Annotated in this window: 23 protein-coding genes and 1 tRNA gene; 18 read left to right on the top strand and 6 right to left on the bottom strand. The window is 65.1% G+C overall.

Going from position 1 to position 22238, the window contains the following annotated elements; translation table 11 throughout:
- Positions 1 to 8 precede the first annotated feature (8 nt).
- Positions 9 to 1466, bottom strand: coding sequence for an MFS transporter (locus HV798_RS18480; protein WP_175192023.1), 1458 nt, complete (start codon positions 1464 to 1466; stop codon positions 9 to 11).
- 263 nt (positions 1467 to 1729) lie between these two features.
- Between HV798_RS18480 and HV798_RS18475 the strand changes: the two genes are divergently transcribed.
- From HV798_RS18475 to HV798_RS18450, 6 genes are all read left to right on the top strand, one after another.
- Entirely contained in the window at positions 1730 to 2086 is a 357-nt protein-coding gene (locus HV798_RS18475; RefSeq protein ID WP_246288910.1) for a lysozyme inhibitor LprI family protein, read from the top strand.
- Positions 2087 to 2199: 113 nt separating this feature from the next.
- Positions 2200 to 2559, top strand: a complete 360-nt coding sequence (locus HV798_RS18470) for a hypothetical protein (protein ID WP_175192021.1) — start codon at positions 2200 to 2202, stop codon at positions 2557 to 2559.
- A 12-nt stretch (positions 2560 to 2571) separates the two neighbouring features.
- Positions 2572 to 3102 carry a hypothetical protein gene (locus HV798_RS18465; RefSeq protein ID WP_175192020.1) on the top strand — a complete coding sequence of 177 codons (531 nt, stop codon included), beginning with the start codon at positions 2572 to 2574 and terminating at the stop codon, positions 3100 to 3102.
- 80 nt (positions 3103 to 3182) lie between these two features.
- Positions 3183 to 3773, top strand: coding sequence for a hypothetical protein (locus tag HV798_RS18460; protein WP_175192019.1), 591 nt, complete (start codon positions 3183 to 3185; stop codon positions 3771 to 3773).
- 23 nt (positions 3774 to 3796) lie between these two features.
- Positions 3797 to 4387, top strand: a complete 591-nt coding sequence (locus tag HV798_RS18455; protein ID WP_175216483.1) for a hypothetical protein — start codon at positions 3797 to 3799, stop codon at positions 4385 to 4387.
- Between the two features lie 71 nt (positions 4388 to 4458).
- Positions 4459 to 5001 carry a hypothetical protein gene (locus HV798_RS18450; RefSeq protein WP_175192017.1) on the top strand — a complete coding sequence of 181 codons (543 nt, stop codon included), beginning with the start codon at positions 4459 to 4461 and terminating at the stop codon, positions 4999 to 5001.
- An 84-nt stretch (positions 5002 to 5085) separates the two neighbouring features.
- Here the strand turns inward: HV798_RS18450 and HV798_RS18445 are convergent, their stop codons facing one another.
- Complete coding sequence (locus tag HV798_RS18445) at positions 5086 to 5244, bottom strand: hypothetical protein (protein ID WP_175192016.1); 159 nt, start codon at positions 5242 to 5244, stop codon at positions 5086 to 5088.
- A gap of 269 nt (positions 5245 to 5513) precedes the next feature.
- On the opposite strand from HV798_RS18445, the gene HV798_RS18440 reads away from it, so the two are divergent.
- Complete coding sequence (locus tag HV798_RS18440; RefSeq protein ID WP_175192015.1) at positions 5514 to 5726, top strand: hypothetical protein; 213 nt, start codon at positions 5514 to 5516, stop codon at positions 5724 to 5726.
- Here HV798_RS18440 and HV798_RS18435 read toward each other — a convergent pair.
- Complete coding sequence (locus tag HV798_RS18435) at positions 5720 to 6064, bottom strand: hypothetical protein (protein ID WP_175192014.1); 345 nt, start codon at positions 6062 to 6064, stop codon at positions 5720 to 5722. The genes HV798_RS18440 and HV798_RS18435 overlap by 7 nt on opposite strands.
- Positions 6065 to 6173: 109 nt before the next feature.
- On the bottom strand, positions 6174 to 8915 hold the full coding sequence (locus tag HV798_RS18430; RefSeq protein WP_175192013.1) for an autotransporter family protein: 2742 nt from the start codon (positions 8913 to 8915) through the stop codon (positions 6174 to 6176).
- A gap of 362 nt (positions 8916 to 9277) precedes the next feature.
- Between HV798_RS18430 and HV798_RS18425 the strand changes: the two genes are divergently transcribed.
- Together HV798_RS18425 and HV798_RS18420 are read left to right on the top strand one after the other, a co-directional pair.
- The gene (locus HV798_RS18425) at positions 9278 to 9535 is read left to right on the top strand and encodes a hypothetical protein (RefSeq protein WP_175192012.1); all 258 of its coding nucleotides are present in this window, start codon (positions 9278 to 9280) and stop codon (positions 9533 to 9535) included.
- A 116-nt stretch (positions 9536 to 9651) separates the two neighbouring features.
- Positions 9652 to 9957 carry a hypothetical protein gene (locus HV798_RS18420; RefSeq protein ID WP_025135945.1) on the top strand — a complete coding sequence of 102 codons (306 nt, stop codon included), beginning with the start codon at positions 9652 to 9654 and terminating at the stop codon, positions 9955 to 9957.
- A 258-nt stretch (positions 9958 to 10215) separates the two neighbouring features.
- Here HV798_RS18420 and HV798_RS18415 read toward each other — a convergent pair.
- A tRNA-Leu gene (locus HV798_RS18415) sits at positions 10216 to 10302 on the bottom strand.
- Positions 10303 to 10347: 45 nt separating this feature from the next.
- Here HV798_RS18415 and dapC point away from each other — a divergent pair.
- From dapC to HV798_RS18370, 9 genes are all read left to right on the top strand, one after another.
- A complete protein-coding gene (gene dapC / locus HV798_RS18410) occupies positions 10348 to 11544 on the top strand; it encodes a succinyldiaminopimelate transaminase (RefSeq protein WP_175191954.1) in 1197 nt (398 codons plus the stop codon).
- 25 nt (positions 11545 to 11569) lie between these two features.
- Complete coding sequence (dapD, locus tag HV798_RS18405; RefSeq protein ID WP_025135890.1) at positions 11570 to 12391, top strand: 2,3,4,5-tetrahydropyridine-2,6-dicarboxylate N-succinyltransferase; 822 nt, start codon at positions 11570 to 11572, stop codon at positions 12389 to 12391.
- A gap of 5 nt (positions 12392 to 12396) precedes the next feature.
- Positions 12397 to 13536, top strand: coding sequence for a succinyl-diaminopimelate desuccinylase (dapE, locus tag HV798_RS18400; RefSeq protein ID WP_175191953.1), 1140 nt, complete (start codon positions 12397 to 12399; stop codon positions 13534 to 13536).
- 10 nt (positions 13537 to 13546) lie between these two features.
- Positions 13547 to 14443, top strand: coding sequence for a 50S ribosomal protein L3 N(5)-glutamine methyltransferase (gene prmB, locus HV798_RS18395; RefSeq protein WP_175191952.1), 897 nt, complete (start codon positions 13547 to 13549; stop codon positions 14441 to 14443).
- A complete protein-coding gene (locus HV798_RS18390) occupies positions 14440 to 16374 on the top strand; it encodes an ABC-F family ATP-binding cassette domain-containing protein (RefSeq protein ID WP_175191951.1) in 1935 nt (644 codons plus the stop codon). Before prmB ends, HV798_RS18390 begins: the two co-directional genes overlap by 4 nt.
- Before the next feature lie 121 nt (positions 16375 to 16495).
- The gene (locus HV798_RS18385; RefSeq protein ID WP_025135886.1) at positions 16496 to 16981 is read left to right on the top strand and encodes an RNA polymerase sigma factor; all 486 of its coding nucleotides are present in this window, start codon (positions 16496 to 16498) and stop codon (positions 16979 to 16981) included.
- Entirely contained in the window at positions 16978 to 17913 is a 936-nt protein-coding gene (locus tag HV798_RS18380) for a FecR family protein (protein WP_175191950.1), read from the top strand. Before HV798_RS18385 ends, HV798_RS18380 begins: the two co-directional genes overlap by 4 nt.
- Before the next feature lie 118 nt (positions 17914 to 18031).
- Positions 18032 to 20668 carry a TonB-dependent receptor plug domain-containing protein gene (locus tag HV798_RS18375; protein ID WP_175191949.1) on the top strand — a complete coding sequence of 879 codons (2637 nt, stop codon included), beginning with the start codon at positions 18032 to 18034 and terminating at the stop codon, positions 20666 to 20668.
- Positions 20641 to 21879: a cytochrome-c peroxidase gene (locus HV798_RS18370; protein WP_175191948.1), complete on the top strand. Its 1239-nt coding sequence runs from the start codon at positions 20641 to 20643 to the stop codon at positions 21877 to 21879. Before HV798_RS18375 ends, HV798_RS18370 begins: the two co-directional genes overlap by 28 nt.
- 48 nt (positions 21880 to 21927) lie before the next feature.
- Here HV798_RS18370 and HV798_RS18365 read toward each other — a convergent pair whose 3' ends face one another.
- Positions 21928 to 22233 (bottom strand): chorismate mutase, encoded by a 306-nt coding sequence (locus HV798_RS18365; protein WP_025135882.1) that lies wholly within the window; start codon positions 22231 to 22233, stop codon positions 21928 to 21930.
- Between the last annotated feature and the right edge of the window lie 5 nt (positions 22234 to 22238).

The raw sequence follows: 22238 nt of genomic DNA, 5'->3' as shown, positions 1-22238 counted from the left end.
TCCGTCCGTCATCGCGCCGTTTTCCCCAAGACGGGGTCCAGCGCGGGCAGGGTCTCGTCGCCCTTGAATTGCGGGGCCCCGGCCTCGTTGTCGGGATTGATCCCGCTGCGGGTGGGGTCCCATTTGATGGCAAAGCAGATGATGCTGGCGATGAGCGGCACCACCGACAGAATCAGGAAGGTCTTCTCCAGCCCGTAGTTTTCGCGGAACAGCGGAAACACCAGCAGCCCGACCGCCGCGCCAATCGAACCCAGTGCGCCGATGACGCCGTTGGCGCCGGCCCGCAATTCGCCACGGAATGACAGCGACGACAGGCTCTTGCCGTTGGCGCCCGGCCCGCCGGAATGGAACAGGATGAAAAGAGACGGCACTACCACCGCCAGCCACATCGGCATCTTGCCGTGGAAGGTGCCCAGGATGAGCAGCATCAGGAACACGGCGGCAAACCCGAACGCCGACGCGCGCCGCAAGCCCAGCTTGCGGCCGATGTACGGCGACATGAAGCCGCCGAAAATGCCGAACACGTTGAACACCAGCGCGCCCACCGTGGCATAGACGAAGTCCTTGCCGAACAGCGCCGCGCTGATCAGCGGCAGGTACCAGCCCACCGCGAAATACTGGATCGACTGCCCGATCTGCACCGTGGCCGCCAGGATGGTGCGCGGCAGATACACGCCACGAAAGATCAGCAGCACGTTGGCCAGCCCACGCCGGGCCTGATTGGCCACCGGTACGCGTTCGGCCAATGGCGCGGCGGTGAATGGCTGCGCGTAGATGCGCGTCATCGCCGCGGCGGCCTCGTCGACCCGCTCCTTGCGCGCCAGCCAGATCGGGCTTTCGACCATGAAGCGCAACTGGAGCAGCAGGATGGTCACGGCGAATACGGCGGTGGCCGCCACCGAATAGCGCCAGATCGCGTCGCCCACATCCCACGAATAGAACAGCAGCGCCAGCAACAGGTTGGCGCAGACCGCCGTGTACCACATGCCCTGCCAGGTATTGAGCCGGCTCTTGAACTTGACCGGCGTGAACTCGGCCAGCACCGCCATCGCAATCGCGAAGTCGATGCCATAAGCCGCGCCCACGAAGAACCGGCCCGCCAGGATCACCTCGAACGACGGCGCAAACACCACCAGCAACGCGCCGATCAGCGCCAGCAGCTTGGCCGCGATCAGCGGCCGCATGCGGCCCCAGCGATCCGCCATCCAGCCGCCGATGGGGTTGAACGCGATCGCCACCCACGAGGCAAACGAGGTCATCAGCGCCACCTGGCCGGCCGTCAGGCCAAGGTTGCGCGTCATGGGTCCGAGGCCCGCGCTCAGCGCGGAATTGGCGAATGCGTCGAGAAACAGGCCACCCAGGGCGAGCCACCAGATAAGGCCGGCTCGGCCCACGATGCCCGGACGAGAATCGATGTAGGCGATGACATCGTCGATGCCACGCAGCTTGACGGATGTTGATTGCACGACTGTCTCCTCTTGGAATTATTTCTGTAAGAGGTCGACGCAACGTGCACGCGATAAAAGACCATCTTACAGATGGTCTTTTATCTAAATCTGTGCGGTGACTTTATGGACTAACCCGATGAGTGTCAAGCAGGAGAAACACCAATCCGCGGCAGGCGGTATGCTTGGCCTGCACGCCAATTCGAGCGCGTGTTCACCCTATTCAAAACCCCTGGATTACCCTTCGCGCCGCCATGATCCGACACGCTTTCGCGCTGACTTTGATGTTGTCTCCCGCCCTGGCCCTGGCCGCCCCGCCGGACTACATGGACCAGTACGACCGCTGCCTGAAAGACGCCGGCGCCGTCAACAACGGCACCGTCGAAGCGTGCTCCAGCGCGGTATCGTCCGCAGCCAAACGCGAGATCAACGCCCAGTACGCCAAGGTCCACGCGCGCCTGGCCACCGAGTTTCCGGACGACGCCGTCAAGCTCGAAGAAGCGCAGAAGGCCTGGCTGGTCTATCGCAACGGCCACTGCTCGCTGGCCGGCGCGCACGTCGGGTCGCCAATGTATGGCTACTGCCCGATGCTGCTCAACGCCAATCGCGCCAGCGAACTGCGCGAGCTGGCGGGCGATTAGCGTTGCCATGTATGGCGCCCAGGCCGACGGCGGCGCGTCATCGGCCGCTTGCCGGAACCCCGCGACATTGGTACCTTTGCTGCGTCCCCTCTTTCTTACAGGACTGCGCACCCATGACCATCGTCGTCTACGCCGCCAACGCCCGCGCCCTTTGGGAAACCATCCAGGCGGACATCGCGCCCATCGGCGCCAAGAGCAGTACGGGCGGCAACACCTGGCGCAAGGATGACAGCGCCCGCGCCACCAAGATCTACCGCGCCACGCCCACCGGCCAGCACGACGAGCGCGCGTATTTCGTGGGCACGGTGCGCACTGGGCAATTGATGCTGCTGGACCTCTTGCCCGGCACCGAGCCTTTGAACTGGTCATTGTTCGGCGCACTGCACGGCCATATGTCCGGCATGCTGCTGGCCACCTACCCCGACGCCATCCTGTCGCTGAACCTGTTCCCCAACAAGCCGGCGCCTGAATAAGGACATTCCGTTTTGCTGCTGTTTTCCGTTTGCGTGCTGACGACGCTGTCACTGGCCGCGTTGCTGTGGCGCCTCTGGCGCCGTCCTGCCGGCAAGACGCCCGGCGATATCTTGCGCAGCGCGGCGGGCGGCGCGGGCCTGTTTGTCGCCCTGGGGCCGCCTGTGGGAGTTGGCGCTTTTGCGCTGCTGGTAACCGTCGCGGCCCTCGACCTGGAAGCGCTGAAGAACCTGCCGATGATGATTTTCCTGGTGCCCTATTCCTACCTCTTCGGCGGGGTGCCAGCCTTGCTGTCCGGCGGGGTGGCGGGCGCCTTTCGGCCGGCCCGCGTGTCATGGCGTTCGTACTGCTGGCCCGGTCTGCTGGGCGGCTTGTATGCCACGATTTTTCAACTGGGATTCGGATCACGCGACTACTCGTGGTCGGACCTGACGGCGCTGTTGCTCATGGGGGGATTGCCGGGGCTGGTCGGCGGCGTGGCGTGCGCCCGGGTGCTCTATGGCAAACCGCCCGGCGCGGCCGCGCAGCCCGCCCCATCCGCCTGACACGGACACCGCGTCGTTCTTGTCCCGGCATTACAATTCCCGCCGATTGCATCGCACTCCGATCCTTCTCAGGAAGCCCCATGAAGATCTCCCTGCCCCATCTGCTGGCCGCCCTGGCCGCAAGCCTGTGCGCCGCGACGGCCTTGGCCGCTTCGGCTGGCGATAACGCCGTTGCCGCCGCCCAAGCCCAACTCACCCGCATGACGCCCGCCTCGAAGATCGAGTGCCGTGCCGACGGCTACGGCGGCGCGAGCTGCACCGCAGATGGCTTTTCCGTGAACTTCGGCAACTGCGGCGAAGGCGCCGCGTTCGGCTCGATCGCGGCCGATGGCGGCCTGGACCTGAACGACCGCATCGATGGCGAAGGCCACCCCGTGGCCCACGTGCAGGACCGCCAGTTCGTGTGCATCCCCGCGATGGCGCGCAAGGGCGAGACCCAGCGCCACTACGTCATCGCCGTGCCCACCGCCAGCGTGCCGGAATGCCGCGGCAACGACCTGTGCAAGGACGCCGACCTGCCGGTGCAATGGAAGACGCCCCAAAGCGGCAAGGCATGCCAACGGGGCAAAGATGGCGACTATGCCGGTGACTGCGCCGCGGGCTGGGTGGACGTGGGCCAGATCGACCAGTACGACACGCTGGCGCCCGTGCCTGCCAAGGCCGCCAAGTGAACGCGATGAAACGCGCTGGCGCGATGGCCTGCCTGCCCCTGGCCGCCGGTTTTGCGATGATCTCGGGGTTGGCTCATTCGGCATACGCCGCGGCCACGTCCAGCGTCGCCGTCCAGCCCAACCCCGACACGTCGCGGCGCATCGGCATCATAGCCACCGTCGAGGGCGCGCCAGGTCCGTTCGACCGTGTCGACGGCCATGCCGACTACCGGGTCAGCAATGCCGCCTGCACGCCGTTGACGCCCGTGACGGGCGCGACCGTCGTGCCCGAACAGCGTGTGCCAGTCACGTTTGATCGCCAAGCGGACGGCACCTTCCGTGCCGAGGTCGTTCTGGCCCCGTTCCGCGACGAAGATTATTTCGGCCAAGGGGTCTGCCATTGGGCGCTGGCGGGCGTGGTCGCCGACTTTCATCGCGGCCTGGTGGATTTCAGCCCCGCGATCGGCCTGGCCGATGCCGCCAGTTCGCGCACGATCGTCAAGCATTTCTCGAACGCGTCGTACCGCAACGCAGACCACGCGCGGATCGATATCGGCGCCGACAAGCCCGCTGCGTTCAACAACCCACAGGACACATTCGCGATTCAGTTGAGAGCCATGCCGGCCTCTCGGTGAATGCCCCCTCTTTCGCTATGAACTTGTTTTTTTGTGATACAAAACGAGTCCAACAATTAAGGGAGAGAGGTATGTTCAAGCTGTCTGGCGTCGTAATCCTTGCCTTGGCTGTCAGCGGTTGCTCCACCTTCGCAGTCCCCCGTTATTCGGCGGATGCCGAAACGGTATCGGCTCTGCGTGCCGTAGGTGAAGTCAAGGTGAAGGTCGGCGCTTTCGGCAATGGTCCGGGCGATCAAAGCCGGGCGGGCGTGATCACCTGCCGCGGGTTCGGCCCCGTCAAGACGCCCAATGCCGAGCCCTACTCCGAATACGTCCGCAAAGCGCTGATCAGCGAGCTGCTGATGGCGAACATCTATGCAGAGAGCGCGCCGGTCGAACTCACCGGCACGTTGGACAAGCTCAATTTCAGCTCGAACAGCGGCAAATGGGTCAGCGCCATGACGCTGACTTCCAGCAACGGCAGTTCGCTGTCGGTGGAGGATACCTACAAGTTCACCACCAGCTTCATCGGCGAGACGGCCTGCACTCAGACTGCCCTGGCAGGCATGGGCGCCGTGCAGGAACTGATCAAGAAGGCTGTGCGTGATCCCGGCTTTCCGAAGCTCTTGAAGTGATGCGGCGTTCAACGCGCCCGCGCCTTGCGGGAGCGTAAGCCCACGTTAAATGGCCCGCCATGCAGCGGGCCATTTAACGTCTGGTCAGTTACCCATGGCGCGGCGCAGCCGGTCCAGCTCGGCCCGGTTCAAGCGCTTGGCTTCATCTTCGGCGTAGCTGCGCTCGTTCGGCTCGTACTTGCCGTCGTACAGGCAGTTGGTAACCCGGCACTCGAGCGAAGTCCGGGAAGAAGATGGGGCCATCACCGGCCCTGGATTCGGCGACGACCAGGGCGAAGCAGGGGATGAACATCCAGACACCAGTACGGCGCACGCAAGCACAAAAGCGCCGCGGCAGAGCGTTTCAATCGACACTAACCCCTCGCTCGAAAAAACAGACTTGACCCGTCTTTATAGCAAGCCTGGAGGGCGGATAAAAGGTGTCTCTACCCGAGAACCGCCGTTTGGGAGAAAATGGTGCCCCAGCACCCTTTTTCCCAAAATAACGTGGCATTCCCCAGGAGCGGGCAACCATGAGAGTTTTGCTTTATTGGGTACTGATCGCCATCATAGTGGCCTGCCTGATACTCGCCATTAGCGATCTGGTCAGGCTATCGCGGAATCACTTCAAAAATCGCGGGCAGCCCTTCGCCAAAGAAGCGCTGTATTGCCACAGGTTCCAAACCCATATCGCGATCAGCGTGCTGGCGGCATGGATAATTGTGCTGTATTTGCGCCACTACTGACTTGCCACGGTCTTTCTGCGCTTCTTTCCGTGGCGACGTGAAAACCAGAACGAGAGTATCCCCGCCACGATCACGGCCGGCAGTATTCCCGAGCTGATTTCCCCAGCGAGTCCGCCTCGGGCGTAGGCAAGCTCCAGGTCTGCGCTGGGTTGGAATAGCTCGAAATACCCCAGCAGGCCGACCGGGATCGCGATCATGGCAATCAGCAAAGTCCAGAAAGCGACTCGCGCGCCGTTCATCTGCGGCGCTCGCGCAGCTGAATTGACTGCTTTGCCGATCACCATCAAGACGGCCAGCGTGAGGAAACTGCACAGGACAAAAACGGATGCGGCGCTCATGCGGTGAAACCTCGATAAAGTGGGGATCAATGTGCCGCCGGCGGCTTGCATCGGTCCGCTGGCCAGCCTCCACCTTATCCGATACTGCAAATAAAGCCAGTTTGGCTATCTAGAACGCGATCCTTAAACCCGCCGTTGCGGTCACGACGTAACTGCCCGAGAAATCGGCATCGGCGCCCACCTCGCCATAGAGCGCGTAGCGTTCGTTCCAACCGAAGTTGGCCCCCACCCCCATGCCGCCCCAGGTACGACCCATCCGGCTGCTGACCGGCACGCTCGATACCTGCACCCGAGTTCCGTCCAGGAATTCACGTTTCACGTTGAGAACGCCGTAGACATTCGCTTGCCGCGCCTTTCCGCTGGCGTCATGCCAGTTGCGCTGGTAGTCCAGCGCAATGCCTAGACGACCCTGCAGGCTGTCGCCCTTGTCGCTTTCAACCCGTGCATCGAATCTGTCGTTGAAGCGGCTGAAGTGGGTGGACACGTAACTCAGCTGGGCCTGCGGGATGAGCGCGAGCCCTTCCTTCAGTGCGAACGGCTTGCCCGCTTCGACGCTGAGCCCATAGCTACGCGCATTCTGGCCGTCACGCAGCTTGCCCGCCAGACGGGAATTCAGGTCGCTGTTGAACCACGTCACCTGGGCCTGGGTGTCGACGTACGTGCCGTCGTTGCCGTACCAGGTCAACGTCGGACCCAGACCGTAGGCCGTGGTGTCGATGCTGCCATCGCCATAGCGCGACGACACGTGGGTCTTGGCCGTGCCGTAGTGCACATTGAACCCGCCGACCAGACGCGAACCGCCTTGCTCGCCGGACAGTATCCGGTCAACGCCGAACTGCGCCTTCCAGCTGTCGGTATTCTGGTGCTGGCCCGTGCTGGACACCGAGGGATTGGCGCGGCTGGTCGTGCTTTCCACCCGGCCCCACACACCATTGCGCCCCGTGTCCGCCGCATCGTAGAGGCGGTTTCCGACGCGCTGACGCAGGGTGGGCAACTGGCTCAACGACAGCAATGTGTTGGCGTAGGCTTCGTACACCGGCACACCGGGCTGGTACATGGAGGGCCCCGGCGCGCCGGAGGGGCCATTGCCGCCTTCCGGTGCGCCAACGCCCGGCACACCGGCTTCGGGTGCGCCGACTTGCGTCAATGACGAACGCAAATACCAATTGCCGTTGGCCGGGTCCTTCTGCAATACATAGCCGTAGGCCCCGGCCACCAACGCCGGCTGGCCGGCGATGACGTAGTCGCCATTGGCCAGGTTGAACTGCCCGGCCGACAGGCCATTGACCTGCACCACCTGTATGCCGCGCTGGGTCAGCGCGCCCTCGCCTCCGACGTTGGTTACGGTCACGGGGGTCGTACCGAACGTCCCCCCCGTGATGACCAATCGATCCGTCGGCGAGTTGTCATCGCCCAGCTTCGTCCTGATTTCAAGGTTGCCGCCCTGGGCGCCATAGTCGCCGGCAATCGTCAGCGTGCCGAAGCCGCTGCGCGGGCCCGGCGCGATCGTGCCACGGTTGCCCGTGGCGCCGACCTGGCCCGTACCGGTCAACCGAGCGCCAGCCAGAACGTTCATCGAGCCGCCCAGTACGCCATCGACTTGCAACGTTCCGGCACGGACCTCGGTGTTGCCCGTGAATGCCGTGCTGTTGCCGGTCAGCGTCAACGTGCCCGCGCCCAGCTTCGTCAAGCTGGACGAGCCGGAAAAGGCGGTGCCTACGCCGACCTCATGCGTATTCGTATCGAACCAGGCGCCACCGGCGCCCACGGCCTGCGTGGCAAAGCCGCTCAGAAAATCGGATTCGTCGCGATTCGCACGCAGGATGCCGCCGTTCAGATTCAGGGTGACGTTGCCCAACCCTTTGACGACAGCGCCCGTTTCCAGCACGCCGCGGCCGCTGGCATCGCCGTTCAGGTTCAGCGTGCCCGTGGCCGTGGGCGTGCGAGCCATCCAGGTGTCGAAGCTCGTCCGCACCCAGCCGCCCTTCTCGATGTTCAGCGTGCCGTCGCCGCTCAGACCGACGTCGATGCCGTCGCTTGCGCTAAGCGTGGACGTATCGGCGGTCGCACTGGATACCGTCACCGTGCCGACGCTGCCGCCGCTCAAGCCGATGTAAATGCTTGCGGCAGACGTGGGGCCCGTCGGGCCGACCGTGCTGACCGCGGCGCCATCCTGAACCCGCAGTTCACCGGTGCCGCCCAGGCCCACATAGATATTGCCGACCGGGTCCCAGACCGTTCGCGCACCAGCAACCGTGACATGCCCTTCGCCGCCGCCCAGGCCGAGGCTGGCCTGTCCGCTGTGCACGACGGCCCCGTCGTTGATCAGGAGCGTTCCGCGGCCCTCGCGGCCGATCTGGAACGCCGTAGCGGTGGAAAGCGTCAGTGTCGACCCCGTCCCCGAGACCGTCACGACGCCCACGCCGCCGGTCTCGTCGCCGATGATGGCCGAGTCACCTTTGACCACCCCACCGCCCAGCACATTGAGCGCTCCGTTGCTGCCCGATTCCACCCCGATGCGCATCGTGCCGGCGTTCGTCCAGGTCGAGGCCTGGCCGCTGCCATCGCTGCCCGACACGGTCACCGTGCCCGCGCTGCCCGTCTGGTTGCCGATGTAGGCGTCGCTGTTGTCGACCGTAGCGCCTACGTCAATGGTGAGTGCGCCAGCCGCGGTGTTTCCCACGATCAGGTCCGCGCCGACCGACCAGTTGGGCGTCTGGACCGGGCCTGGCGTGATTTGGCCGGTGCTTGTCACGGATTGAGCGTCGGCGGGGCCGATGCCGTCGATGGCACAGGCCAGCGTGACGGCTGCTATTGAATGACGTACCAGGTCGGAATTTCTGCGTGCCATAGCTGCCTTTGAAGCTGAGCGCGAAATGCGGGGCTATGGATAAATACGGCTTGTGGGGACGGTTTCTTAAACAGGTGCCGTACTGTTGCTGCAAAGTTGGTCATCGTCCCGTCACCCGGCGTTGATAGCGTCGACGGCTTTCCGACGTTGACGGTGATGACCTTGATTGCTGAAGCTCCACCGAAAACGAAACATGGGATCTCGATACCCTGGCTTTCTATAACCAAAGCATATCCACATGGGAATGGATATGCAGCATTCTGCATGGCCTGCAGATCGCCGAGCCGGTAAAAGACCCGATTTCCGGCTATCCCAACTACTCGCTATTCCGGTTCAATTGCCAACCCTATGAAGCCGCAGCTGTGGCTGCCAGGCACTGGCACAACGCGCAGAAACTGGACGAACTGATCGATTACTTCGTGTACGTGTATTCCTGGCATGACGTTCACTTCAACAAACTGAGCTTTTCGCTGGATTGCTCCTTTTATCCCGGGCCACATATGCGTACGGTGCTGGAAAAGCTCACGGTCCTGGGTTATGCCACGCCCTATCAGGGCGGCTATCGCTGGTCGCCGAAGATGGCACCGATCTTGAAAAAGCATGCCTCGACTGCCGAGTGAGAGGGCGAGGAATAGCGTGTCAGGCTGCGGTTTACTCACAATAGGGTGCTGACTATTATTTCAAGTAAACAAATCATCAGACTACAATTCTGAGTCCCCCGTTGAATGCCGTCCCAATGCCAGACACAATCGAACAGCTTGAAGAAAAGAAGCGCCGGCTTGAACTGGAAGCCGCCATCGCCAGCCTGGAACGCAAGAAGGAGACAATCCGAGTTATTTCCAAGACTCCGGCAATCCTCTCCAAGGTGCTCTATCTATTGGCGGTGATATTGGCCGCCATAGGTTCCACGATGTTTCTCCTGGGAATCGCCTACGAGCTCGACGGATTGCGGGCCCCCAGAGACTTGCTTATCGGCGCCCTGCTGTGTACCCCGCTGGCCGCCCTGCTCTTTTGGCGCAGGGCGAGACGCCAAGGGTTATAGCAGCCAAGTGATATTTTCCTGGGGAGAACACGATATGGCTCTATTCGGCGTGTTTGTTCTAGTCCACGGCATCGTTTTGCTCCCTTTCCTGCTGTAGCCCCCGCCCCCAGCCAGCTCCGCCCAAAACAAAAACCCCCAAGGCATTCCTGCCAAGGGGGTTTCCGCGCTGCAACCCGGCCTGAAAGCCAGTTGCAACAGTCTTGCAGACACTGCCCAGCCAGGGTGCCACCCGGGCCAAAACAGCATCTAATAGGGGTTTGGTGCGAAGGAGGGGACTCGAACCCCTACACCTGTTACGGCGTCAGGACCTAAACCTGGTGCGTCTACCAATTTCGCCACCTTCGCAAAGCCAAGCCCGCTATTGTAGCTTGCTTGTTAAAATCTTGCGTCATGAATCCGCGCCTCGATGCTCTACACCCCTACCCGTTCGAAAAATTGCGGGCTTTGCTGGCTTCTGCCAGCTCGCAACCGGACGGCCTGACGCCCATCAACCTGTCGATTGGCGAGCCCAAGCACGCCGCGCCGGAGCGCGTCGGGCAGGCCATCCGCGACCACCTGGGCGGGCTGTCGGTGTACCCGTCGACCAAGGGAGACCCGGCCTTGCGCCGGGCGATTTCCGAGTGGCTGGCGCGGCGCTACAGCATTCCGGCGCCCGACGCCGACACCCAGGTGCTGCCGGCGCTGGGTTCGCGCGAAGCGCTGTTCGCCTTTACCCAGACGGTGATCGACCCGTCGGCCGGGTCGGTGGTGATCTGCCCCAACCCGTTCTACCAGATCTACGAGGGCGCGACGCTGCTGGCCGGCGGCACGCCCTACTACGTCAACGCGGACGCGCTGCGCAATTTCGCCTGCAACTGGAACCAGGTGCCGGACGAGGTCTGGAAAAAGACGCGGCTGGTGTTCGTGTGCTCGCCGGGCAACCCGGCCGGCAACGTGATGACGCTGGACGAATGGGAAGACCTGTTCGCCCTGTCGGACCGCTACGGCTTCGTGATCGCGTCGGACGAGTGCTATTCCGAGATCTACCTGGACGAAGGCAATCCGCCGCTGGGCGGCCTGCAGGCGGCGCGCCGCCTGGGCCGTAACGACTACCGCAACCTCGTGGCGTTCTCCAGCCTGTCCAAGCGGTCCAATGTGCCGGGGTTGCGGTCGGGGTTCGTGGCGGGCGACGCCGCGCTGATCGGCCGCTTCCTGCTGTATCGCACGTATCATGGCAGCGCCATGAGCCCGATCGTGTCGGCCGCCAGTATCGCGGCGTGGACGGACGAGGCCCACGTCAAGGACAACCGGCGCCTGTATCGGGAAAAATTCGAGGCCGTGCTGCCCATCCTGCAGAACGTGCTGGATGTGTCCCGGCCGCAGGCGTCTTTCTACCTGTGGGCGGCCACGCCGGGGTCCGATACGGCGTTTGCCCGTGACCTTTATGGCCGTACCGGTGTTACCGTGCTGCCGGGCAGCTATCTGGCTCGCGACGCGCACGGCGTGAATCCGGGCCAGGGCCGCATCCGGCTGGCCCTGGTGGCGCCGCTGGCCGATTGCGTGCAGGCGGCCGAACGCATTGCCCATTTTGTACATACTTCTGTTTGATCAACCTTTGAAAAGCTGACCCGCTATGACTCTCGACCTGCAGACCACCATCGAAAAAGCCTGGGACGACCGGGCCAACCTGTCGTTCGGCGATGCCGGCGCCGAAGTGCGCGAAGCCGTCGAGCACACCATCGACGGTCTGGACCTGGGCCGCCTGCGCGTGGCCGAAAAAATCAACGACGACTGGGTCGTGCACCAGTGGATCAAGAAGGCCGTGCTGCTGTCGTTCCGCCTGAACGACAACGCCATCATGGGCCAGGCCCCGCTGCAGTTCTACGACAAGGTGCCGCTCAAGTTCTCGGAATACGGCGACAACGCGTTCAAGCAAGGCGGCTACCGCGTGGTGCCGCCCGCCGTGGCCCGCCGCGGCGCGTTCCTGGGCCGCAACGTGGTCCTGATGCCGTCCTACGTCAACATCGGCGCCTACGTCGATGAAGGCACGATGGTCGACACCTGGGCCACCGTCGGTTCGTGCGCCCAGATCGGCAAGAACGTCCACCTGTCCGGCGGTGTCGGCATCGGCGGCGTGCTCGAGCCGCTGCAGGCCAACCCCACCATCATCGAAGACAACTGCTTCATCGGCGCCCGCTCGGAAGTCGTGGAAGGCGTGATCGTCGAAGAGAACTCGGTGCTGGCCATGGGCGTGTACCTGTCGCAAAGCACCAAGATCTATGACCGCGCCACGGGCAAGATCACCTACGGCCGCGTGCCGTCGGGTTCGGTGGTGGTGCCGGGCTCGCTGCCGTCGGCCGACGGCTCGCACAGCCTGGCCTGCGCCGTGATCGTCAAGCGTGTCGACGCGCAAACCCGCGCCAAGACCAGCATCAATGATCTGCTGAGGGCCTAAGCCAAATGTCGGGTTCTGTCGTTCTGGATCTGGTCAAGGACCTGATCTCGCGCCCGTCGGTCACCCCGGCGGACGCGGATTGCCAGGCGACGCTGGCTGCGCGCCTGGCGCGCATCGGCTTCACCTGCGAAACCATCGCCCAGGGCGGTGTCACCAACCTGTGGGCGCGCCGCGGCACGACCGCGCCGCTGGCCGTCTTTGCCGGCCATACCGACGTGGTGCCGCCGGGCCCGCGCGAGAAGTGGGAAAGCGATCCGTTCGTGCCCACCGAGCGCGACGGCTACCTGTACGGCCGCGGCACGGCTGACATGAAAAGCTCGATTGCTGCCTTCGTGGTGGCGGCCGAGGAATTCGTGGCGGCCAACCCGCAGCACGGCGGTTCGATCGCCCTGCTGATCACGTCCGACGAGGAAGGCCCGTCGATCGACGGCACGGCCATCGTCTGCGACGCGCTCAAGGCGCGTGGCGAACAGATGGACTACTGCATCGTCGGCGAACCCACCTCGGGCGACGTGCTGGGCGATACCTGCAAGAACGGCCGCCGCGGCTCGCTGTCGGGCACGTTGACGGTCAAGGGTATCCAGGGCCACGTGGCCTACCCGCACCTGGCCCGCAACCCGGTGCACCAGTTGGCGCCGGCGCTGGCCGACATCGTCAAGATCGAATGGGACCAGGGCAACGAGTATTTCCCGCCGACCACGTTCCAGGTGTCCAACCTGAACTCGGGTACGGGCGCCACCAACGTGGTGCCGGGCGATGCCGTGGCGCTGTTCAACTTCCGCTTCTCCACCGCCAGCACGCCGGAAAGCCTGCAGGCGCGGGTGCACGAAGTGCTGGACCGGCACGGCCTGGAATACACGCTGGATTGGGACCTGGGCGGCGAGCCCTTCCTGACCCCGCGCGGTTCGCTGACCGATGCGCTGGTCAAGGCGATCCGCGACGAAACCGGGGTGACGGCCGAGCTGTCCACCACGGGCGGCACGTCCGACGGCCGCTTCATCGCCAAGATCTGTCCGCAGGTCATCGAGTTCGGCCCTTGCAACGCCACGATCCACAAGGTCAACGAGCGTATCGAGCTGGCCTCGCTGGACCCGCTTAAAAACATCTATCGGCGCACGCTGGAAAACCTCCTGCCCGCCAAGTAAAAAGCCCCTCATGTATCAATCCGCCCGCCAAGAACTGCTGACCCTGCGCGACCTGATCCGCTACGGCGTATCGCGCCTGAACGCCGCCGAGGTGGCGCTGGGTCACGGTAGCGACAACGCCTGGGACGAGGCGGTCTACCTGGTCCTGCACGCCCTGCACCTGCCGCTGGACACGCTGGAGCCCTTCCTGGACGCCCGCGTGCTGACCGAAGAGCGCAGCCGCGTGCTGGACCTGATCGACCGCCGCGTGACCGAGCGCGTGCCGGCTGCCTACCTCACCAACGAGGCCTGGCTGCGCGGGCATCGCTTCTACGTGGACAAGCGCGTCATCGTGCCGCGCTCGCCCATCGCAGAGCTGCTGGACGAAGGCCTGTCGCCCTGGGTGCAGGACGCACAGGCCGTCGACAACGTACTGGACATGTGCACGGGATCGGGCTGCCTGGCGATTCTGTCGGCCATGGCCTTCCCGTATGCCCACGTGGACGCCGTCGACGTCTCGCCGGACGCGCTGGACGTAGCCCGCCGCAACGTCGACGACTACGGCCTGGCCGACCGGCTGGAACTGCATCAGAGCAACCTCTTCGACAGCCTGCCCGAACGCCAGTACGACGTGATCGTGTGCAATCCGCCCTACGTGAACAGCGGTTCCATGGACGTGCTGCCGCAGGAATACCGCCACGAGCCCCACCTGGCGCTTGCCGGCGGCACCGACGGCATGGACCTGGTGCGACGCATTCTGCAAGCCGCGCCGCGCTTTCTGGCGCAAGACGGCGTGCTGGTGCTGGAAATCGGCCACGAACGTGATTTCTTCGAAGCCGCCTTCCCCGAGCTGTCGCCGGTGTGGCTGGATACGGCAGAGGCATCCGACCAGCTCCTGCTCTTGACCCGCGAGCAGTTGACGACGTGATACGCGCTACTGGATTGACCCTGCGCCGCGGCACGAAGGTACTGCTGGACGACGCTGAATTCGTGGTGCATCCCGGCGAACGCGTCGGCATCGTGGGCAAGAACGGCGCCGGCAAGTCGTCGCTGTTCGCCCTGTTGACCGGCTCGCTGGACCTGGACGCCGGCAATCTGGCAGTACCTGCCGGCTGGCGCATCGCCAGTGTCGAACAGGAACTGCACGCCGACGACCGCCCTGCCCGCGAATTCGTCATCGACGGCGACACGGGGCTGCGCGCGCTGCAAGCGCGCCGCGCCGAGCTGACCGACGACCAGGGCACGCAGATCGCCGAGGTCGAGGCCGCCCTGGTCGAGGCTGGCGCCTGGAGCGCCGCGTCCCGCGCCGAACAGCTCCTGGCCGGCCTGGGCTTCAAGCCGGCCGAGTGGACCCAGCCGGTGGCAAGCTTTTCCGGTGGCTGGCGCATGCGCCTGGCGCTGGCGCGCGCACTGATGGCGCCGTCCGAATTGCTGCTGCTGGACGAACCCACCAACCACCTGGATCTGGACGCGATGCTGTGGCTGGAGAAATGGCTGGGCGCCTATCCGGGCACCGTGATGCTGATCTCCCACGACACCGAGTTCCTGGACGCGGTGGCCAAGTCGATTCTGCATTTCGACCATGCCAAGCTGGTGCGCTACCGCGGCGGCTACGGTGATTTCCTGACGCAGCGCGCCGAGCGCCTGCGCCAGACCAGCATCGCCTACGAACGCCAGACCCGCGAAACCGCCCGCCTGCAAGGCTTCATCGACCGCTTCAAGGCCAAGGCGTCCAAGGCCAAGCAGGCGCAAAGCCGCGTCAAGGCGCTGGCCCGCATGCAGGTGCTGGCGCCGCTGCAGGCCGAAGCCGGCATCGACATCCGCATCCCGTCACCCGACCAGGTGCCCGACCCGCTCTTGACGCTGGAACACCTGTCCGCCGGCTATACCGATGCGGCAGGCAACGCCGTGCCGATCCTGCGCGACGTGACGCTGATGGTGCGCGCGGGCAGCCGCGTGGGCGTGCTGGGCGCCAACGGGGCCGGCAAGAGCACGCTGATCAAGACGCTGGCTGAAGAGCTGCCGGTGCAGGCCGGCGAACGCCGCGCCTCGCGCGGCCTGGCCATCGGCTACTTCCACCAGCACCAGCTCGACATGCTGGATCTGGACAGCACGCCGCTGGCGCACCTGGCGCGCCTGGCGCCGGAAACGCGCGAGCAGGAACTGCGCAATTACCTGGGCGGCTTCGGCTTCTCGGGCGATACGGTCAACAGCAAGGTCGGCCCGATGTCGGGCGGCGAAAAAGCGCGCCTGGCGCTGTCCTTGATCGTCTGGCAAAAGCCCAACCTGCTGCTGCTGGACGAACCCAGCAACCACTTGGACGTGGAAACGCGCGAGGCCCTGGCCGCCGCGCTGGCCGAATTCGGCGGCAGCATGCTGCTGGTCTCGCACGACCGGCACCTGCTGCGCACGACGGTGGACAGCTTCTGGATCGTGGCCGACGGCGCCGTGAGCGAATTCGACGGCGATCTGGAAGACTACCGGGACTGGCTGGCCGCCCGCAACGCCGGCGAACGCGCCGAAGCGGCCCGCGAAAGCGCCGAAAACGGCGAGCCCGTGGTCGACCGCAAGGCGCAGCGCCGGGCCGAGGCCGAACAGCGCCAACGCCTGTCGGCCCTGCGCAAGCCGCTGGAAGCCAAGCTGGCCAAGGTGGAATCCGAAATGGAAAAGCTGCGCGCCAAGCTGCATGCGCTGGACGGTGTCATCGCCGACCCGGACCTGTATTCCGACGCACGCCGCAGCGAACGCCAGAAGGTCATGGCCGAGCATGGCGAACACGGCAAGCGCATGGAAACGCTGGAAGAACAGTGGCTTGAACTGCAGGGTTCGCTGGAAGAAATCGACCAGAGCGAAGCCTGATCACGGTGGGCGGCCAGGCCGCCCACCGCTTGCCCACGCCGGCAATCGTCTAGTAATAATAATAGTTATCATTTATAATTGGTTGCGAATTTGACTCTATCTGGCGCCTGGCGTCAGCGACATGTCTTCGCTTACCGATGTATTTCTTCGCCACTACCGCGAGGTGCTGGGTTTTCTTTCGCTGCGCACCGGGTCCCGCGATGTGGCCCAGGACTGCGCCCAGGACACCTGGATCAAGCTGGCCGAGTTCAAGGACAAGACCCGCCCGGACAATGACCGCGCCTACGTCTTCCGGGTCGCCGCCAACATCGCCACCGACTGGCACCGGCGCCGCGGCCGCGAACTGACCGCCGTCGCCGACTACGCTGCCGCGCAGCCCCCTGCCTTCGAAGCCGACACGCTGGATGTGGCCGCCGCCAATCAATTGCTGCGCCGGCTGGAAGCCGCGTTGCTCGCCCAGCCGCGCCGCAGCCTGGATGTGTTCGTGCTGCACCGACACGATGGCCTGACCTATCGCGCCATTGCCGAGCGGTTCGCGATCTCGGTCAGCGCGGTGGAAAAACACATGATGCGCATCCTGCTGGCTTGCGACCAGGCGCTGGCATGAGCACCGCGTCGTCCGTTCGCGGGCCGCAGGCCGCCAATGACGAGGCCTCGCGCTGGGTGGTCCGCGCCAGCGGGCAAACACTGGACGCCCAGACCCAGGCCGAATTCGATGCCTGGTACCAGGCCGACCCCAGCCATGCCGCGGCATACGACCGGCTGGCACGGGTGTGGCGCCGCATGGGCGAGATCGACCGCGGCAAGCTGGCGCCGCCACGGCCGGCCCGCAAGCGGCGTACGGTCCTGGCGTTGGCGCTGCTGGCGGCCACCGGCATCGCCTGGCATACGCTGCGGGATTTTCATCCCGGGGCCGATTACGCCAGCGGCGCCGAAGTGCTGCGCGTGGCGCTGCCCGACGGGTCCACCGCCGTGCTGGACGCGCATTCCGCCATTGCGGTCGACTTCGGCCCGGACAAGCGCGAAGTGCGCTTGCTGGCCGGCCAGGCGCTGTTCAATGCCGCGCCGCGCGTTGCCGATGGCCCCGCGTTCACGGTGGCCACGCCCGACGCCTCGGCGAGCGCGCTGGGCACCCGCTACACCGTGGCGCGCGAGCCGGCCGGCACCCGCATCACCGTCTATCAGCACCGTGTGGCGGTGCAATGCCTGGCCTGCGCCGATGGCCAATCGCTGATCCTGGACCCGGGGCAGGAAGCCACCGTCTCGCCTGCCGGCATCCTCCGTGGTGACGCGCCCAAGGAAAACGCGCCCGGCTGGAGCCAGGGCCTGCTGGCGTTCAACAATGCGCTGCTGCCCGACGCCGCCGCGCAATTGGCGCGCTACACAGGCAAGCACATCGTGGTCATGGGTGACGCGGCGCGGCGCACCCGCGTGTCCGGCACCGCCAATATCGCCAACCCCAAGCGGGCGCTGGACCTGCTGTTGGCACAGACGCCGGTGCGCATCACGGACCTGCCGGGCCTGCTGATCCTGCGTTGACGTGCGCACACCAATCAGTAAATGAGAATCGATATAAATTATTCATCGATCTGGCACTGAGGTAAACACGGCGTCGCCACGTCCTACGGCTGACATCAACACAGCTTGGGACGTATCCATGGCTTTCCCCTCTGACGGCGGCGCACGGCGCCTGGCAGGCGCTTCGGCCGCCATCCTTTGCGCCGCGCTGGCGCTCGCAGCGCCTGTCGCCGCACAACCCCCGGCCCGCGCGACCTCGTACGACCTTCCCGCCCAGCCGCTGGGCGATGCCTTGCTGGCGCTGGGTCGCCAGGCCGGGTTGGAAATCTCGTTCCCGCCCGCCGCCGTGGCTGGCAAGATCGCGCCCGCACTGCAAGGCGAGTATTCGGCCCTGCTGGCGCTGGACAAGCTGCTGGCAGGGTCCGGCCTGGCGCTGCGCGCAGACGGCCCGGGCCGCTACATCGTCTTCGTGGACAAGACCAGCCAATTCTCGGCGTTGCGGCTGGAAGCCGTGCGGGTCTATGGCGAACAAGTCGGCGAACGCGTCTACGGCCGCGAGGAAATCGCCGAAACGCCGTCGTCGAACCGCGACCTGAGCACCTTGCTGGCCACCCACCCCGCGGTGCGCACCAATCCCGGCGCGGCGGGCTCGCAGAATCGCGGCTCGCTGAACGTGGAAGACATTTCCTTCCACGGCTCCAGCCCCTACCAGAACCTGTTCCAGATCGACGGCATGGACGCAACCAACCGCGTGGATCCGGCCAGCAAGAACCTGAACCTGCAGGTCGGCAACGTCCCCAGCAATCCGCAGTCGTACTTCGTGGACACCAGCCTGCTCGACGAAGTGCGCGTGCACGACAGCTTCGTGCCGGTGGAATACGGGCGCTTTACCGGCGGCGTGGTCGACGCGCGGCTGCGGCGTTTTTCCGGCGAGAACCACCTGAACCTGGACTACCGCTGGAACACGTCGAAGATGACGCAGCAACAGGTGTCGGAAGGCGACGAGAACAGCTGGGCGCAAGGTAAGCCCGGCTACTCGCCGGAATGGAAGAAGCGCTTCTATTCCGCCGTGGGCGACATTGCGTTCAACGAGAAAACGGGTGCGGTGCTGGCAATGTCGCGCCGCGAATCGGACATCACGCGCTGGAACATGGGCGTGGACGACAAGGGCCAGCCCCTGCCCGGACAGGACCGCTACCAGGACCGCATCGACAACTTCCTGGGCAAGTTCAGCGTGCGCGCCAGCGCCGACACCATCGCCGACCTGACGCTGAAATACAGCGACCGGCACGAGACGCTGGCCAGCGACCTGTTCCGCAACACCCGCTGGGACAACAATCACGGCGCGCGCGGTGTCAGCGGCAATGTCGATCACCTGTTCCAGGGCGGCCGCTTCACGTTGCAGGCCGGCTGGGACCGTTCGATGAGCAACCGCACATCGGTCGGCAACGAACTGGTCACGTACCAGCCTTACCGGTTGCCGCAATACACCGCCGGCGGCTTCGGCCGCGAACAGACGCAGCAGGATACCTGGACGCTCAAGGGCCGCATCGACCTGGACCCGGTGCGCACGGGCGTCTTCACGCACAGCCTGTACGCCGGTACGGAAATCCAGCATATCGATGCGGCCTTCAAGCGCTACCAGGAAACCTATTCCTATCGCCGCGCCTACAGCGCCAACGGTAAATACCAGGATTTCAGCAAGGTCCGCTATCTGCCCGGCACCGTGAACGTGAATTACGACATGGCCAGCCTGTACCTGTCCGATCGCATCGAATGGCAGCGCCTGGCGCTGGATGCCGGCGTGCGCTACGACCGCGAGACCTTCCTGGGCAACACCAACCTCTCGCCGCGCACCCGCCTGGACTGGGACCTGTTCGGCTCGGGCGACACACTGCTCAGCGCCGGCTGGTCGCGCTACTACGGCGGCGAAGTGCTGGAAACCGCGCTGGAAGCCGAGCGCAGCCGCCTGCGCAAGCAGGTGCTGGATGCCAAGGGCAAGCCGGTGGCCGATGGCAACAAGGAGTACTTCGTCGAATACCAGGGCCTGCGCCTGCCCTACGACGACGAATGGGCCGTGTCGTTGCGCCAGCGCATGGCAGGACTGGAAGGCACTTTGAGCTACGTGCACCGCAACGGCCGCGACCAATGGACCAAGACCGGCAACGAACGCGACGGCTACAAGTACACCAACGACGGCCTGTCCACCACGGACGGCGTCAGCCTGACGCTGCGCATGCTGGAACCCTGGCGCCTGGGCGAGACGCGCTGGAACATGCAGGCCTCGTGGAGCTGGCAAAAGCGCAAGACCAACGCCGACCTGGTCGAAGGCTACACCGCGGACGCCCGCGCGCCGGACGACTACGTGATCTACAACGGTTCGCAGATCCGCGCCATCGACTTGCCGCCCAGCACCTTCTACCAGCCGCAGGTCGCCACGATGACGCTGATCGGCGCGTGGCCCCGCGCCGGGCTCACCTGGAGCAACATGGTCAATTGGCGCAGCAAGCGCGATGCCACCATCTATGTCGGCGTGGGCCCCAAGCCCTACTACCTGGACCGCTTCGAATCCGGTGAACTGCCGTCGTACTGGACCTGGGACACCAAGCTGGCCTGGCAACCCACATTCGCCCGCAACCTGGAATTCACGGTCGAGGTATTGAACGTGCTGAACCGCATGCCCGCGGTGACGGCCAGCAATCCCAACCTGAAGACCAACCGCAGCACTTTCCAATCGGGACGCGAGCTATGGCTGCAAGTCGGCTATCGCTTCTGATGGCGGGCGCGGCGCTGGCGCTGGCCAGCGCCGCGCAGGGCGCCGAGCCGCCGGGGGCTGCTCCATTGACTGTCGCGCCCGCCTGCCGCAACGCGACAGGCGCAGACGCCGCCTGCCTGCGGTTCCGCTACGCCGGACCCGCCGCTACGTGGCCGGCGCCCACCATCGACCCGGGCGTGCGCTGGACGGAATGGGCGGCGGTACCGCCTGCATCCGATCTGCCGTTGAGCTGGACAGCCGCGAACCCGGGCCAGGCGGAACTGGCGGCCGACGTGGCGCGTGCGCCGGTCGTGACGTTGGGCCAGATGCTGTTCTTCGATACCCGCCTGTCGCGCAAGGGTCAGGTGTCCTGTGCGTCCTGTCACCTGCCGCAGCGCGCCTTCACGGATGGCCTGGCGCTGGCGGTGGGCGAAGACAAGCTGATGGGCCGGCGTCGTTCCACGCCGCTCCTGGCCGCGCCATTCGCCCCGCGCCTGTTCTGGGATGGGCGCGCGGCCAGCCTGAAGGAACAGGTCATGGGGCCGCTGCACGACCCGCATGAAATGAACCATGACGCGGCCGGCGCAGTGGCGCGGCTGCGGCAGACGGAGGCCTATCCGCCGCTGTTCCTGGCGGCATTCGGCGCGGCACCTGACGCGGCACCCGCTGCGGCATCTGCTGCGGCGCCTGACGCCACCCCCGCGCCGCCGTCGCCCGTGGATGCGGACCGCCTGGCGCGCGCGCTGGCGGCGTTCGTCGCGTCGCTACGGCCCGAGCCCACGCGATTCGATGCATTCCTGGCCGGCAAGCCCGATGCGCTGGATGATACGGAACTACGCGGCCTGCATCTGTTTCGTACGAAGGCCCGCTGCATGAACTGCCACAGCGGCCCGCTGCTGACGGACCACCAGTTCCACAACATCGGCCTGTCGTTCTACGGCCGCCGCAACCAGGACTTGGGGCGCTTCGAAGCCACGCGCGAACTCGACGACCTGGGCAAGTTCCGCACGCCCAGCCTGCGCAATGTCTCGCGCGCCGGGCCGTGGATGCACAACGGCCTGTTTCCGGACCTGAAGGGACTGCTGCGCATGTACAACGCCGGCATGGGCCGCGAACCGGCGCCGGACAACCCGCCCGATCCGTATGCGCCGCGCAAGTCGGCGCACATCAAGCCGCTGGACCTGAGTCCGGATGAGATCGATGCGCTGCTGGCGTTCTTGAAGGTGCTGTAAAAAAAACGGCGTCCGAGGTGGACGCCGTTTTTGAGCAAGCATGCCGGATCACGAATAAGGACGCTCACGCAGACGGGTATGGTGATCGACGACGGTGTCGATCACTTCCCGCAGAATGGTTTCGGCCAGCGCGGGCGGCACGCCGGCCTCTTCGGCCAGGCGGCGGATGCGCTGAACCTGCTGGTCTTCGCGCACCGGGTCCACCAGGTCCATGTCGTGGGCTTGCTTGAGCTCGCCGATCATGTCCGTGCAGCGGAACCGCACACCCAGCAGCAGGATGATCTGCTGATCGATTTCGTCGACCTCGGCGCGCAGCGCCGAGAGTTCGGCTTTCGGGGAATCGTCTTTGGCCATGTCTT

Origin of the sequence: Achromobacter deleyi (assembly GCF_902859705.1) — a bacterium.
Taxonomy (GTDB): domain Bacteria; phylum Pseudomonadota; class Gammaproteobacteria; order Burkholderiales; family Burkholderiaceae_B; genus Achromobacter; species Achromobacter deleyi.
This window is presented reverse-complemented; position numbering and strand designations above follow the sequence as displayed.